The sequence below is a fragment of the Campylobacter concisus genome, from assembly GCF_002913225.1.
Lineage (GTDB): Bacteria > Campylobacterota > Campylobacteria > Campylobacterales > Campylobacteraceae > Campylobacter_A > Campylobacter_A concisus_J.
Window position 1 is genome coordinate 123,503 of sequence record NZ_PPAW01000057.1, and the last position, 15,290, is coordinate 138,792.

Genomic DNA, 15,290 nt, shown 5'->3' on the forward strand with positions numbered 1-15,290 from the left:
ATTTGCAAAATTTAAATTTCGCTCATTCGCTTAGTAGGCTACAAATTTCAGTTCTAGTTACTGCTTATCACTAAATTTAGTATCTTTATATGTTCGTCTATAAATTTTAAAATTTTCTGGACGCTCTTGTACAAAAAAACGCCTTTTCACTATTCCAATTTTATTGTCCAAATTTATATTTCTCTCAAATTCTCTCAAACGCTTATTGACCGATCTTAGCTCCGTTATCGTCGTCCAGTTATCGATAAATACGCTAAAACTCTCTCTAACCTGCGAGAAAGCATTGCTAGCTTGCACGAGGACGCCAAGCGTGATGACGCCGCTAAATAGGCCATTGCCCATGATGATGTAAGGCACGATGACAAGAATTTGCGAAAACGAGATGAGCCAAAGATTAAAGTAGCCGTAGTGCAAAAATAGCTTATAGTAGTTTAGCTTCACCCCTGTAAAAAGCTCTAGCATGACGTTTGGCTGGCAAAATTTGAGCTTATTATCCTCGCCATAAACTAGCTCTTTTCTAAAGGCAGCTTCTGCTTTTTGGTTGTTATACTCAAGGTGCGGTAGCTTTATGCCCACAAACCACGATACGATGAGGCCTCCGACGCTAATTAGTAGCGCGATATAAACTAGCGAGCCCTCGATGTCCTTGATGAAAGGTAGGCTCACGCTTTTGCTTAGCTCCCAAAGCACTGGTATAAAGGCAATCAGCGTCATAAATGCCTTTAAAACCTGCACACCAAGGCTCTCCATGATCTTAGCAAAGCGATAAACATCCTCTTGGATACGCTGCGAGCTGCCCTCGATGTCGTTTTGGCAGTTTCGCCAAAATTTGAGGTACTTAAAGGTCATCGCCTCCCTCCAGCGAAAGACCCAGTGGCTCGCAAAGAACGATATCACCGTGTAGGTCACGACATAAGGCATGGCGATCTTTAAGAAATTTAATATCTCACGCCAAAACTCATCTACATTGTGATCCTTTGAGTTTTGCATGATGTCGTAGAAATTTTTATACCACTCGTTGATGCGGACGTTTAGATGCGTTTGATAGACAAGCAGCAAGATGATAAATAGCGCTCCGCCGTAAGCCCAAAGCGCCCATTTTTTATCTTTGAAAAATGATGAAAACATAAAGTGCCTTTTGTAAATTTTGGCAATTATAGCAGGCAAGGTTTAAGCATTTATATAAAATTTAAACCCAAACTATATCATTTTGCAAATTTTAACGTAAAGGAAAATGATGAAGAAATTTGCATTTTTAGCTCTTAGTCTTTGTGCGACCTTAGCACTTGCGGCCGATATAAAGGTCTATAAAAGCCCAACTTGTGGTTGTTGTGGCAACTGGGCGAGTGCTATGCAAAAGGCTGGCTTTAGCGAAGAGACCATCAAAGTAGATGACTTGGTCAAGGTCAAAAAAGAATTTCACGTGCCACTAGAGCTTTCAAGCTGTCACACAGCTATCGTTGATGGCTACGTCATCGAGGGTCACGTGCCAGCTGATGAGGTCAAGCGCCTGCTGGAGCTTAAACCAAAAGATGCCGTTGGTATCGCAGTGCCTGGCATGCCTATGGAGAGTCAGGGCATGGAGCAAGGCGGCAAAGCCGAGCAATACGACGTTATACTCTTTAAAAAAGATGGTTCACAAGAGGTCTTTGCTACTTACATCGGCTCTAAAAAGCTAAAATAACTTCAAATTTAGACTTAGCTCGTCTTTTGATGGGCTAAGTTAAAAAGAAATTCCCTTGCTAATAGCGATGATGCAGAGCAAAAAGGCTATTGGCACATAGATAAATTTACCCACAAAATACCAAAATGAGCCGTAAGTTTTATTTGCTCCTGAATTTACCTCGTCTAAAATTTCTTCTTTTTTAATGATCCAAAACCAAGATATTGCGCCGATGACTGCGCCGATTGGGATGATGTAGATAGAGACAAAGTCCATCCAAGGTCCCCAGCTGCTAATAGGCTCCATAAACGCTCCAAAGCCAAAGCAAACCACGCAAAGTAGCGCAAGCACCCAAAATCTGCTAAGGCGCGGGAATTTATGCATAAGCGACTCAGCCACGACCTCAAACATATTTTGGAGTGAGGTGATACCGCCAAAGATGACTGCGGTAAATAGTATGATCGCAAAAATTTGACCGCCAATCATATTTTGTAAAATTTTAGGAAGCGTTACGAAAAGTAGCTTTGGACCCTCGGCTGGATCCATAGCGTAGGCAAAGACCGCTGGGATCATGACAAGTGCTGCAACAAGCGCTGCAAGCGTGTCAAAAAATGCCGTAGTTTTGGCGCTTTCTACGATGTCTTCATCCTTTGAAAGATATGCTCCATAAACTATCATACCAGAACCCGTGATAGAGAGCGAGAAAAAGGCTTGACCCATCGCAGTGACCCATACCATTGGATCTTCAAGCTTGCTAAAGTCAGGGATAAATAGAAATTTATACCCCTCTAATGCGTTTGGCAGCATCGCGACATTTATAGCCAAAATGGCAAATAACACGAAAAATAGTGGCATCATTATTTTATTGGTCTTTTCGATGCTTTTTGCTCCAAAAAATAGCGTAAGAAGCGTGCCAATAATGACTATGAAGTGATATGGCAGGACTGAGTACTCAGCAAGCGCAAATGAGTTAAACCAAACATTTGTATCAACGCTCATAAATGAGCCAGTAAGCGCTTGAGTAAGGGCCTTTAGCACGTAAGAGATGATGACAGCGTAGCCGATGGCTATGCAAAGTGAGCCAGCAAGTGGAAGCCAGCCGATGATACTGCCTATGACGCCTAAATTTCTACTTTGCCAAGCAAATTTATATGATCCTAGCGTGCCAGTCTTTGCGCGTCTTCCGATCGCATACTCAGCGCTTAGGCCAACGTATGAAAAAAGAGCTACAAAAAAAACGTAGATGAGCAAAAACGCTCCACCACCATTTGTGCCAAGCTTGTAAGGAAAGCCCCAAACATTTGCCATACCAACGGCTGAACCAACTGAGGCTAGTATAAACGCCCAGCGTGATGAAAAATTCTTTTTGCTCATTGTAAAATCCATAAATTTAGTGATGAAAATAATGTTACCAAAATATGATTTAAGAACTTTTTATATCTTTTAAATTTAAAAAACGTTGTTGCTTTTGGGCGCGGCTAATTTGACCGCTAAATATAAATTCGCTATAATCAGCCAAAATTTTTAACTCTTAAGGATCATAATTGTACCCCAGTAGCGATAACTCGCTTTTAATGGTAATACTTGCCATTATATTCATTTTACTAAACGCATTTTTTGTTTTGTCGGAATTTTCCCTTGTCAAGGTTCGCAAGTCTAGACTTGAAGAGCTTATCAAAGAGAAAAAGCCAAACGCCCAGCTTGCTTTTGAGATGTCAAACAAGCTTGATACCTATCTTAGTGCCACTCAGCTTGGCATCACGCTAAGCTCACTTGCTCTTGGTTGGATCGGTGAGCCAGCAGTCGCAAGGCTCATAGAAGCCCCACTTAAAAATGTTTTTAATCTTAGCGATATCTTAGTTCATACAGTCGGCTTTGCGATCGCATTTACGCTTATCACGCTACTTCACGTCGTTATGGGCGAGCTTGTGCCAAAGTCAGTCGCCATAGCCAAATCAGAATCAGCAGTGCTTAAAATCGCTCGTCCGCTTCACTTTTTCTGGATACTTTTCTCGCCTATCATAAAGCTTTTTGATATCCTAGCTACATTTGGACTTAAAATTTTAGGCATCCAGCCAGCAAAAGAGAATGAGCTAGCACACTCTGAAGAGGAGATCAAGATCATTGTTGGCGAGAGCTTAAAGGGCGGTGTGCTTGATAGTTTTGAGACTGAGCTTATCAAAAATGCAGTTGATTTTAGTGATACGGTCGCAAAAGAGGTTATGACGCCAAGACGCGACATGATCTGTATAAATAAACAAAAGAGCTTTGAAGAGAATTTACAAGTCGTTTTTGAGTCAAAATATACTCGCTATCCTTATATAGACGGCTCAAAAGATATCATTTTAGGCATGATACACATTAGAGATATCTTGCAGCTGCACTTTAGCGAGGATAAAGAGAAGAGCTTTGACGCGATCGTGCGTAAATTTGTCATCGTGCCTGAGAGCCTTTCTATATCAAAGGTGCTTGTGATGATGAATAAAGAGCAAATTTCAGCTGCGCTTGTCGTCGATGAGTACGGCGGCACGGCTGGACTTCTTACGATGGAAGATATCATGGAGGAGGTGCTTGGTGACTTTAACGACGAGCACGATGAGGTCGATCAACACTATAAAAAGATAAATGAAAACATCTATGAATTTCAAGGCAGATACGACTTAGAGAGCGTTGAAGAGGTCCTTGGTATAAGCTTTGATGAAGAGACCGATCAAGTAACGATCGGCGGATATGTTTTTAATCTCATCGGTCGCTTGCCAGTAGTTGGGGACAAGATCGAGGATGAGAACTGCTACTACGAAGTGAGAAAGATGGATGGAGCTAGCATCTCACGCGTAAAAGTTAGAAAAAAGATAAAAGAAGAAGAGGAGCCTGCTCAGGCTTAGTTTATAAATTTAATGGCTTTTTTGGCCATTAAATTTAACCTCGCAAAATCATAAAAAATAGAGCAAATTTAAGTGGCATTGCACTTTTTAAAGGCTATAAGCCCTTAAATTTAACCTCACAAAATCACAAAATTTAAAGTGACACCATCTTTTTAAATAGCTCAAAATTCTAAAAACATCACCACCACCTTTTTCGTAAATTTGGTTATAAATTTTAAAAATGGCTTGTGAGTTTTAAAATTTATCATCTGCTTGCAAAAGTAGCCATTTGAGCGATCTTGTTTGTGATATTTAAATTTACTAAAGCTAGTTAGCCTTGGCTCAGACGCAATACCACAAAAATTTGTTATAAATTTCTCTATTACGCTCATCTAGGCTGCAACAAGAGAGTCAAATTTTCTTTTGTTAAACCTTAAACAACGCCTCTTAATAGCTCTTTTGTAGTCTAGTTTTTATCTTGATAAAAGCGTGCTAGATCTTTGCCGTGCTTTAATGCTAGCTCGTAGTAGGGCGTGTCTGGGTCCTCACCTATCATCTCATAGAGCTTTTTACGAAGTTCTGGTAAAAGGCGAAGATCGCTATAATCTATCCTCTCTTTATATGCTGGCAAGCCTTGTAAAAGCAGGGCATTTGAGTAGTTTATGCCGCCAGTTTTGCTGCCAGTGATGTTAAACTCACTCTCATATTGCGCGCGAGTTAAGCCAGTTGGTATGCTAAGCTCTCCCCGTTGTAGGCAAATTTTATCATTGCTACTGATGATATACTCTGGAAATTCTAACTCTTTGTAGTTGATAACTTCGTGATCATAATGCACCCACTTTATAGCATCTTTATTTTTGCGGTTGAAACTACTTTTGTAGATGAAGCTTCCCGGGATGATAAATTCACGGCTTTTTAGCACTGGAACGTCTGCTATATCTTTATAAACAGCAACCAAGTAGCAGTCACTAAAAAAATCAAGCGGCCAAAGAAGCCCCTCATTCGCTCGCTTTATAAAACGGTTCATGATATCAACTAAGATCTTGCCAAAAAAATATCTCTTGTAGTAATCATTATAGACGTAAAATATGTCGCCCTCTTTGAGCTTTTTCTTTTCTGGCATTTAAATTTAGCTCTTCCAGATATTTTTATTTAGCTCCAGATCGTGCATGATCTGCGAAAAGTCACTGATGCTAGAGATGTAGTTTTGCACGCTCTCGTTGCTGTTTATCGGCTTTTTAAGATCAGGCTCAAAGCTATCCTTTCTAAGATCGATCGCTATATAAATTTCATTTTTTAAAAATGCTGCCGAGAGCGGGGCGTTAAATTTAGTTCTTAATCTGCTTAAATTTTCCATCAGCTTTGGCGTTAGAGCGTATCTAGCTGCGATCTGATCGGTCGTGTAGGTCTTAAAGAGCTCGTTAAATTTAGGGTTATCCATCGTCGCTTGCTCGCCATCGCTTCTTAGATCAGATGTTCGCTTTTTGTCGCAGACATATATCGTGGCATTTAACTCTTTTTTAAACTCAGCCTTTAGCAAAATGCCTTGAAATTTCACCGTTGTAGTGGTGTTTTTTTCACCTTTTACTTCTTTTGCCGCATAAAAATCGCAAAGCTTAAACTGCGTGTTATCGATCTGTCCGTAGATCATATCCTCTGCGTAGTGTCTATTTACGTCAGCGTCATAAATTTTTAAAAAATCATTCAAACTTAGCCCGCCATTTGCGCTGAAATTTAGACCATAGTTTTTTACGATGACGCCAACTACTTTTTGTTTAAATTTTGCTATAAGCTCGTTTTTTAGCCCATTTATCGTCTTGCCAAGATAAAAAACTCCGCCGATTAGCAAAAGGAAAAATAAATTTCCAAGGTGCAGTGACGCCAAAAAACCAGTTGCAACTATTATGCCAAGAAAGCCATAGGCGATCATTTTAAAGGCTTTTTGCCCCATGGCAAGGCGCTCTTTTTCAAGCTCGTCAAGGTCGCTTAGATCGATGCCTTTTAGTTCGTCTGCTTGCATTTTTTATGCCTTATTTTTTAAAAAGATCACCGACGTTTGGAGCAGCAGCTTCATTTTCAGGGATATCAAAAAATACATCTTTATGAAAGCCAAACATTGAAGCTACGATGTTTGAAGGAAACATCTGTATGGCGTTGTTGTAAATTTCAACGGCTGAGTTGTAGGCACGGCGTGCAGCTGAAATTTGCTCTTCAACCTCGTTTAAAGTGCTTTGGATGTGAAGTAAATTTTGATTTGCTTTTAGATCAGGATAGTTTTCTACGCTCACTCTAAGGCCATTTAGCAAGCCTGAAATTTTGTTATTTAGCTCAAATTTCTCCTCATTTGTTGATGCACTTCTAGCACTCTCTCTAAGGGCAGTGATGTTTTCTAGCAAGCTTTTTTCGTGCACCATGTACTCTTTTGCAGTGGCTACTAAATTTGGTATGAGGTCATATCTTCTTTTTAGCTGCGCGTCGATGCCAGCCTCTACGCTTTTTACTTGGTTTTGCTTTGCAACGAGTGAGTTGTAAAGGCTGATGAAAAAGACAAAAATGACTGCGATAACAAGTATCACAATGACTAACGAATTCATAACTTTTCCTTTAAAATTTAAGTTTGTTGTAGTTTATCCAAAGTTGCTTAAGAGTATTTAAACACCGATGGTGGGTGGTTAAATTTAATATTATAATTTAATCTTAAATTTTACATATAATTTATATAATTAAAAATTGTTTTTTACGAGGAGGATAAATGAGAACGGTAAACGTAAAAGATATAAAAGAGACTGTTGCTAAGCTTTGCAAACAAGCCTGTTACGTCGTTACACCAGATCTAAAGGCTGCTTTTACAAAAGCTCAAACCACTGAGAGCTCATCTCTAGGTAAAGATATCTTGGGCAAAATTTTGCAAAATGCCAAGCTAGCAGAAGAGGGCGTTGCGCCTATTTGTCAAGATACAGGTATGACAGTTGTCTTTGTAGAGATCGGTCAAGACGTGCATATAGAAGGCGGATATATCGAAGATGCGATCAATGAAGGTGTTGCGAAGGGCTACACTGAGGGCTATCTTAGAAAATCAGTCGTTGCTGAGCCGCTTTTTGAGAGAAAAAACACTACAAACAACACCCCAGCCGTCATCCACACTAGGATCGTCCCAGGCGATAAGCTAAAGATAAAAGTCGCTCCAAAGGGTTTTGGCAGTGAGAACAAGTCAGTTTTAAAAATGCTTGTGCCAGCTGATGGCATAGAGGGCGTTAAAAAGGTATTTTTAGAGGCTGTAAAATACGCTGGACCAAACGCTTGCCCTCCAATGACGATAGGCGTTGGCATAGGTGGCACTATGGATAAAGCAGCACTTCTAGCTAAACAAGCTGCAGTTCGTCCAGTAGATAGCAAAAACGCCGATGCAAGATATGCAAAACTTGAAGATGAGCTTCTTGAGCTTGCTAGTAAAACAGGCGTCGGTCCTCAAGGACTTGGCGGCGATACAACTGCTATAAAAGTAAATGTCGAGTGGTATCCAACTCACATCGCAGGCCTACCAGTAGCCATAAACATCAACTGCCACGCTGCACGCCACGCAGACGCCGAGCTTTAAGGAGATAACATGTCAGAAGTCAAAAGAATAACAGCACCATTTGATAAAGAGGTGGTAAAGAGCCTAAAAGCAGGCGACAATGTCCTAATCTCAGGCACTATCATCGCAGCTCGTGACGCCGCTCACAAGGCGCTAACAGAGGCTCTAGCACGTGGCGAGAAGTTGCCAGTTGAGCTAAAGGGCGAGACTATCTACTACGTCGGACCAACTCCAGCTAAGCCAAACCAAGCTATCGGCGCAGCAGGCCCAACAACAAGCGGTAGAATGGACAAATACACACCAACTATGATCAATGAAGTTGGCATAAATGGCATGATCGGTAAAGGCTACCGAAACGACGCCGTAGTCGAGGCTATGAAAAAATCATGCTGTGTTTATATGGTCGCTATCGGCGGTATCGGAGCGGTCATTAGCCAAAGTATCAAAAAATATGAAGTCTTAGCATATCCAGAGCTAGGACCAGAGGCAGTCGCAAGACTCACAGTAGAGGACTTCCCAGCGATAGTCGCTATCGACTGCGAGGGCAATAACTTCTACGAAGTCGGTCAAGCACCTTATAAAAAAATCTAAATTTGATCCGCTAGCAGCCTAAGCTAGCGGAATTTCTCCCAAAATGAAAACTTTTTACAACGATCAAGCAAAACCACTACTTAAATTTTTTACCAAAACCAAAAGTGAGATTAGAAATTTAAAGCTAAAGCAAATTTTAAACGAGGGCTTTGTCTCAAAACCACAAGGGATATTTTTAAAAGCTGCCATAAGAAAAAGGCAGAAATTTGAAGAAAATAAGACGCAAAATGAGTGGTCGCTAAATGAGATAGTGGTCTTTGAAAGCGAGTATGAAAGCCTTGAGGAGTATTTTAGCGATGTGGGGTTGTTTGTTGTGAAATTAGCTGATAAATTTAGAACAAGTGGCATTAGCGAGGAGTTGGTCTTTGCTGTTTCGTTTCAGGCGCTGCAGTTTATCACGCTGGGTAGGGACGAGTTTAAATTTATATATGAAGACTACGACGAGAGCACAAACTCCGCTCACATTAAAATTTACACCAAAAGAGAAAACGACGAAATTTTACTATATAAAGATAGGATAGGGGGCTACAAAACCGAGGCGCTAATCGTTTACGAGGTGGCTAGTAGTAGCCAAGACACATAGTCTCAGTTAGTTTTATGCGCTTTTCAAAGGGTGCTGGCGAGAAAAACTTGCACTTTTCGATGTAAATCCTATACGAGTAGTTAAGCTCGAAATCATCATAAAATTTCTTTAAATTTAAAAATTTGATACCGCAAATTTCATGAAATTCAAAAAGCTCATAAATTTTAGAGCCATTTTTCGCCACTAGGTGGGAGGGGGCAAGCGAGGTAAATGAGCAAAAAACGCCAGTTGGCACAAGACCATTTAACGGCGTGCAAGCCTCTAGTGCGCTTTTAAATTTCTCTGGGACGCTCTTTTTTCTAAGAAAAACGATGCGTGAGTTTTCAAATTTAGCGCTGATAGCATTTTTCCAAAAAAGATAGGCATTTGATGAGATGCCGGCGTTTTTGGCAAGCTGAGCACCAAGCACGTAGTCGTCTAAAAATTCGTTTGGTGCAAGGGTTATTTGCATCTTTGTCCTTTTGAAATTTTGCTCATTATAGCCTTTGGTGCCTAAAAATTTAGAAATTTATAGTAGGATTTTGCCAAAATTTAAAGGAGAAGATATGAAAAAACAAATTTCAACAAAAAACGCTCCACAAGCGATCGGACCATACTCTCAGGCGATTAGCGCGAATGGATTTTTATTTATCTCGGGTCAGCTTGGCGTCACACCAGAGGGCGAGTTTGCAGGTAGTAGCGTAGAGGCTCAAGCGCAGCAGTCACTTACAAATTTGCAAAACATTTTGGCTGAGGCTGGACTTAGTTTTGATAATGTTGTAAAGACTACGATCTTTTTAGCAGATATGGCAGATTTTGCTAAAGTAAATGTCACATACGCTAAATTTTTCAAAGAGCCATATCCAGCTAGAAGCACGGTAGCTGTGAAGACTTTGCCAAAAGATGCACTCGTAGAAATTGAGGTTATCGCAGTTTCCTGCTAAATTATTGTACTAAAGTACAATTTACAAACTAAACAATATAACCTATAATTCACTCATTTAATTATAAATTACAATATTAAAGGATTTTCATGGCAACTCAAATCGGTGTCATTAAGCAAGTATCTGGCTTAGTTGTGGCTATAGACGAAAACGGCGCACAAAGAGTATTAAAAGCAGGTGATGCTCTATTTCTTGGTGAGGTGATAAAAACTTCTTCAGCAGCTTCTAAGGCAGTCGTATCAATGGATAACGGCAAAGATGTAACTATCTTAGGTAATGAATCTGTTAAACTAGATAATAGTGTTTTAGCAAATTCTGATAACACAGTTGCTGATGTAAGTGATTTACAAAAAGCTTTGCTTGATGGAAAAGATTTAACAAAATTAGAAGAAACTGCAGCTGGTGGTGGTAATGCAGCAGCTGGCGGTGGAGATGGTGTTAGTCTTGGAGCAGCATCATTCGAACATGGCGGTCACTATTCAAATATCAATGAAAATTTTAGAAATATAGGAGATTCATTAAGAGCAAATGCTATCTCTAATAATGAAGTAAGTGGTGGTTTGAGTGAAACAAGTGCAGGTGCAGATAGAACAAACCAAAACACTTTTGTGCCAAAACCAATTATAACTGCGATCATGGATGATGTGGAAGGTTATACTGGTGATATGAAAGATAAAATTTTTGATAAAGAATATGGTAAGCCCGCTTCAAATGATAACACTCCTACACTAAAAGGCACTGCAGTAGCAAATTCTACAGTAGAAATATTTGACAATGGCTCATTTATAGGTCGCACAACATCTAATGCTAATGGAGAATGGGAGTTCCCCACTCCAAAATTAACTGATGGTGATCATGAATTTAGTGCTCAAACGGTAAATTCTACTGGAGATAGGAGTGGTTTTTCTGATACAACAAAAATAGAGATAGATACTGTTCCTGGTGAAGTTAATATAACAGCTATAATAGACAATGTTGATGGTGGAGCAAAAGGAAATATTATAAGTGGCACCTTAATAGATCCATATGACAACAAAGAGTATAAAAAAGCAGGCTTAACAAATGATAATATGCCAGTTATAAGCGGAACTGCAGAGCCATATGCTCAAGTTGAGGTTAATATACTTAAAACAGATGAAAATGATGTAGTTTGGACTGGTAGAATAAGAGCTGACAAAAATGGAAATTGGAGCATCCCTGTAGATGAGCCTTTAAAAGATGGCGATTATAGTTTTACAGCTTTTTCAATAGATAAAGCCGGTAATCAAAGTGGCATTGATCAGGTTCTTGGTGTTGATATTGATAAAACAGCTCCTATAGTAGAAGATCTTGTTGCTACTCCAGTTGATACTAACAACCCATCTGATGGTAAATCAGACAAGGCTATTGTAACAGGTCACGCTACAGATGGTGACAAACCACTAGTAGATGCTCCAGTAGTAGTTACAAATGAAAAAGGCGAAGTAATTGGTAGTGGTAAAACAGATAGCAATGGTGACTTCGTTATTGAAACTACTAAACCAGTTAACCCAAATGATATAGTTAAAGTAGAAGTAACTGATAAAGCTGGTAATAAAGGTGAAGGCACTACTCAAGCTGGCGACCTAGAATTTACTGATAAAAATGTTCCTGTGGTAGAAGATCTTGTTGCTACTCCAGTTGATACTAACAACCCATCTGATGGTAAATCAGACAAGGCTATTGTAACAGGTCACGCTACAGATGGTGACAAACCACTAGTAGATGCTCCAGTAGTAGTTACAAATGAAAAAGGCGAAGTAATTGGTAGTGGTAAAACAGATAGCAATGGTGACTTCGTTATTGAAACTACTAAACCAGTTAACCCAAATGATATAGTTAAAGTAGAAGTAACTGATAAAGCTGGTAATAAAGGTGAAGGCACTACTCAAGCTGGCGACCTAGAATTTACTGATCATACAGCTCCATCAGCTCCAACTGTAGAATTTATTGATGATACTAAGAAACCAACAGGCACTCTAAATAAAGAAGAAGTTGGCACAGATGGTGAAACTAAAGCTAAAATTTCTTTCAACCCAAGCGAAGTATCTGCTGGCGATAAAGTTGACTACACTGTAAATGGAGAGAAACAACCAACTCACACACTTACTGAAGCAGAAGCAAAACAAGGCTTCATAACAGTAGATGTTCCAGTTAAAGCTGACGCAACATCAGTATCTGTTACAGAGGTTGTAATCACTGATCAAGCAGACAATGCTAGCGAGCCAGGCAGTAAAACAATAGATGTAGATACATCAGCTCCAACATATAAACCAGAAATTTCATTCGTTGATGACAATGATAAAAATGGCACTCTAAACAAAGCTGAGATTGGTAACGATGGTAAGACTGAAGCTAAGATTACAGTTCCAAGCAATGCAGAAGTAGGCGATAGCATTGTCTATACTGTAAATGGTGGTCAGGAAAAAACACAAGAGATCACTCAAGAGATCAAAAACAACGGCTTTAAAGTTGATGTTCCAGTAACTGATGGCCAAAAAGCAACTGTAACAGCTAAGATTGTTGATCCAGCAGGTAATGCAGGTGGTGAGAGTGAAGCAAGCATAAATGTAGATCTTACTGCTTTAGCTATCGACAAGATCATTGATGATGTTCAAGGCGGTAAATTTAATGAAGACGTTAAAGGCGGTCTAACAAATGACAACACACCTACTATAGTAGGCACTGCAAAAGCTGGAACTAGGGTTGAAATTTACGACAACGATGTCAAGATCGGTGAGGCAGTTGCCAATAGTAACAATGAATGGACATTTACCCCGGCTACTAGTTTGAAAGATGGAGAGCATAAATTTATAGCTAAAGCTAATGGTGATTCAAGCGATGCAAAGGTTACTATTGATGCTACTATGAAAATAGAGTTTTCAGTCGATCTAACCGTTAGTGATAGCAGCAAACCTGGTGCTGCAGGTGTCGCTCCTATTTTTGCCAAAGAACAGACAACCAACAAATCTGACCTTTTGATACTTAATAATGGTAACTTAACAAATAAAACAGTTGATCTAAAAGGCGGTAACGATGACCTGCTTGTAGGAGGACGCGTTATCGGAAATTCTGTGATTAATGCTGGTGAAGGAAATGATAGGATAAATATAGATGTTTCTCTGGGCGGTGTAGCTGGAAGAGGAACCGTTAATCTAGGAGATGGTGGTAATGTTAAGGTAGTTAAAACTCACATCCATGGTAAAACAAGTGATGCCAACACTGACTATATCGTTAAAGGCGAAAACGGCAATGTGATATATAGGGGCACTACTGATAGTAATGGAAATTTTGGTGCTTGGCTTGCTAATGTTGTCAAACCTGGTGAAAAGATAACTGTAGAGATGACTGACAAAGCTGGCAATAGCGGTCAAGCTAGCAGCAAAGCTCATGCGTTTAATAGTGACGGAAGTCGCTATTATAACAACGAATTGTCAGTAGGCACTGATATGCATAATGGTAAAGTTACAGCTGGCGATGGCAATGATAAGGTAGTAGTCGGAACTGCAAATCACGGTAGTCGTTATATCAATTTCGGCTCTGAAATCGATTTGGGTAAAGGAGATGATTATCTAAGCGTTTATTCAAATATAACTGGTTCTAAAGTTCAAATGGGTAGTGGTGATGATATAGTTAAAACTGGGTTTGACGAGGCGAATAATAAATTTACTAAAGGAGATGGCTATATAACTGGTAAGTCAATAGTAGATCTAGGAGATGGCAATAATAAGCTTTATGTTGGCACAAACATAGCTAATTCTCATGTTACAGCTGGTAGTGGAGATGATATAGTTCATGTCGGAGCGCGTCATGAAATTGATCCAAAATTTAAAGATGGCTATATAGCTGATAAGTCAATAGTAGATCTAGGAGATGGCAACAATACATTAAAAGTTGAAACAAACATAGATCATTCTCGTGTTACAACTGGTAGCGGAGATGACATAGTAGAGGTTGGCGGCTATATATGGAACTCTAAAGATGAGTCTCGCTCAAATCACCCTGGCGAAGCAGACTATAGTATAAATCTAGGCGATGGCAAAAATACTCTGACAGTTGGAGCAGAAGTTAAGTGGTCTAGTATTACAACTGGTAGTGGCTCTGATACTATAAAAGTTGGAACTTATGTCGAGAAGTCTACAATAAACCTGGGTGATGGCAAAGACACTATAGAGGCTGGCTACTTCCAAGGCAACAATAATAATATTGACGGCGGAGAGGGTTACGATAGATTGATCTTAACAAATCAAGCCGACAATAAAGGCAATATAGATCTAAGCAATATCGCAAAACAAGCCCATAACTTTGAAGAGATCGATATCTCTAATGGAAAAGCAGGCCAAACCTTGAAAATTAGTCTAAAAGATGTAGTTGATCTAACCGATGACAACAACATCCTAAAAATTTCAGGTGATGCAGGTGATGCAGTCAGCTTTAAAGATAGTGGCTGGAGCAAAGGTAGTTCATCTAATGGTTATACATCATATACTAATGTAAATACTGATGGTAAAACTGTTACTATCCAGATCGAAGACGAAATCATAAGACCTATGTAGCCTTTGATCAAATTTGATACTAAAGTTATAGTATCAAAACCCACAAGGAGAGCAAGGAAGCTCTCCAAATTTCTATCTCAAAAATAAAATTTAAATTTATAAAATATTTTTACAATCTTTCAACTTCTTTTAAGCATCCCTCATATATAATTCCAGCTCACGAAATGAGAAACCACCTTTAACTTCAACGTTAATAAAGCCTTTTTCTTATCGTTGTTCTTTTAACTTACAATTGTTAAACTATTAGTCAATCTTTGAAATCTAAACAAGTGATCGATTGAGCCAGTCTATTATGATTAAATAATAGATTAGACAAACTAATATATAAAAACTAAAAGTTTTTTGATTAAAAACTTCATAATAAAAATCCTATCTATTAGATAGGTAATTAATATGGAGAGTTTGATCCTGGCTCAGAGTGAACGCTGGCGGCGTGCCTAATACATGCAAGTCGAACGGACGAGTAAGAGTTTGCTCTTATGAGTTAGTGGCGCACGGGTGAGTAATGTATAGCT

General features: G+C 39.3%; 14 protein-coding genes and 1 rRNA gene. 8 read left to right on the forward strand and 7 right to left on the reverse strand.

Going from position 1 to position 15,290, the window contains the following annotated elements; translation table 11 throughout:
- Nucleotides 1–57: 57 nt before the first annotated feature.
- On the reverse strand, nt 58–1,128 hold the full coding sequence (locus tag CYP26_RS09380) for a putative transporter (protein WP_258031475.1): 1,071 nt from the start codon (nt 1,126–1,128) through the stop codon (nt 58–60).
- Between the two features lie 109 nt (nt 1,129–1,237).
- Between CYP26_RS09380 and CYP26_RS09385 the strand changes: the two genes are divergently transcribed.
- On the forward strand, nt 1,238–1,684 hold the full coding sequence (locus CYP26_RS09385) for a DUF411 domain-containing protein (protein ID WP_103631190.1): 447 nt from the start codon (nt 1,238–1,240) through the stop codon (nt 1,682–1,684).
- Between the two features lie 39 nt (nt 1,685–1,723).
- Here the strand turns inward: CYP26_RS09385 and CYP26_RS09390 are convergent, their stop codons facing one another.
- Nucleotides 1,724–3,037: a sodium-dependent transporter gene (locus CYP26_RS09390; RefSeq protein ID WP_103631191.1), complete on the reverse strand. Its 1,314-nt coding sequence runs from the start codon at nt 3,035–3,037 to the stop codon at nt 1,724–1,726.
- Between the two features lie 170 nt (nt 3,038–3,207).
- Between CYP26_RS09390 and CYP26_RS09395 the strand changes: the two genes are divergently transcribed.
- Nucleotides 3,208–4,548 carry a hemolysin family protein gene (locus CYP26_RS09395; RefSeq protein WP_021092522.1) on the forward strand — a complete coding sequence of 447 codons (1,341 nt, stop codon included), beginning with the start codon at nt 3,208–3,210 and terminating at the stop codon, nt 4,546–4,548.
- A 161-nt stretch (nt 4,549–4,709) separates the two neighbouring features.
- Here the strand turns inward: CYP26_RS09395 and CYP26_RS09400 are convergent, their stop codons facing one another.
- The 4 genes from CYP26_RS09400 to CYP26_RS09415 form a co-directional block, all read right to left on the reverse strand.
- Nucleotides 4,710–4,919, reverse strand: a complete 210-nt coding sequence (locus CYP26_RS09400; RefSeq protein WP_103631192.1) for a hypothetical protein — start codon at nt 4,917–4,919, stop codon at nt 4,710–4,712.
- A 74-nt stretch (nt 4,920–4,993) separates the two neighbouring features.
- Complete coding sequence (locus tag CYP26_RS09405) at nt 4,994–5,650, reverse strand: sugar transporter (protein ID WP_103631193.1); 657 nt, start codon at nt 5,648–5,650, stop codon at nt 4,994–4,996.
- A 6-nt stretch (nt 5,651–5,656) separates the two neighbouring features.
- On the reverse strand, nt 5,657–6,547 hold the full coding sequence (locus CYP26_RS09410; RefSeq protein WP_103631194.1) for a DUF3137 domain-containing protein: 891 nt from the start codon (nt 6,545–6,547) through the stop codon (nt 5,657–5,659).
- Nucleotides 6,548–6,557: 10 nt separating this feature from the next.
- Entirely contained in the window at nt 6,558–7,121 is a 564-nt protein-coding gene (locus CYP26_RS09415) for a LemA family protein (RefSeq protein WP_103631195.1), read from the reverse strand.
- Nucleotides 7,122–7,279: 158 nt separating this feature from the next.
- On the opposite strand from CYP26_RS09415, the gene CYP26_RS09420 reads away from it, so the two are divergent.
- Genes CYP26_RS09420 through CYP26_RS09430 form a run of 3 tightly spaced genes read left to right on the forward strand, consistent with a single transcriptional unit; the run spans nt 7,280 to nt 9,278 of the window.
- On the forward strand, nt 7,280–8,125 hold the full coding sequence (locus CYP26_RS09420) for a fumarate hydratase (RefSeq protein ID WP_002942942.1): 846 nt from the start codon (nt 7,280–7,282) through the stop codon (nt 8,123–8,125).
- A 9-nt stretch (nt 8,126–8,134) separates the two neighbouring features.
- Entirely contained in the window at nt 8,135–8,695 is a 561-nt protein-coding gene (locus CYP26_RS09425; protein ID WP_021092611.1) for a Fe-S-containing hydro-lyase, read from the forward strand.
- Nucleotides 8,696–8,738: 43 nt separating this feature from the next.
- Nucleotides 8,739–9,278 (forward strand): L-cystine-binding protein TcyA, encoded by a 540-nt coding sequence (locus CYP26_RS09430; RefSeq protein WP_103631196.1) that lies wholly within the window; start codon nt 8,739–8,741, stop codon nt 9,276–9,278.
- Here CYP26_RS09430 and CYP26_RS09435 read toward each other — a convergent pair.
- On the reverse strand, nt 9,256–9,729 hold the full coding sequence (locus CYP26_RS09435) for a cysteine permease (RefSeq protein WP_103631197.1): 474 nt from the start codon (nt 9,727–9,729) through the stop codon (nt 9,256–9,258). The two genes, CYP26_RS09430 and CYP26_RS09435, sit on opposite strands and share 23 nt — an antisense overlap.
- 94 nt (nt 9,730–9,823) lie before the next feature.
- Between CYP26_RS09435 and CYP26_RS09440 the strand changes: the two genes are divergently transcribed.
- The 3 genes from CYP26_RS09440 to CYP26_RS09450 form a co-directional block, all read left to right on the forward strand.
- Nucleotides 9,824–10,201 carry a RidA family protein gene (locus CYP26_RS09440; RefSeq protein WP_103631198.1) on the forward strand — a complete coding sequence of 126 codons (378 nt, stop codon included), beginning with the start codon at nt 9,824–9,826 and terminating at the stop codon, nt 10,199–10,201.
- 89 nt (nt 10,202–10,290) lie between these two features.
- Entirely contained in the window at nt 10,291–14,775 is a 4,485-nt protein-coding gene (locus CYP26_RS09445) for a retention module-containing protein (protein WP_103631199.1), read from the forward strand.
- Between the two features lie 390 nt (nt 14,776–15,165).
- Nucleotides 15,166–15,290: ribosomal RNA gene (locus CYP26_RS09450) — 16S ribosomal RNA — on the forward strand; the annotation flags it as partial.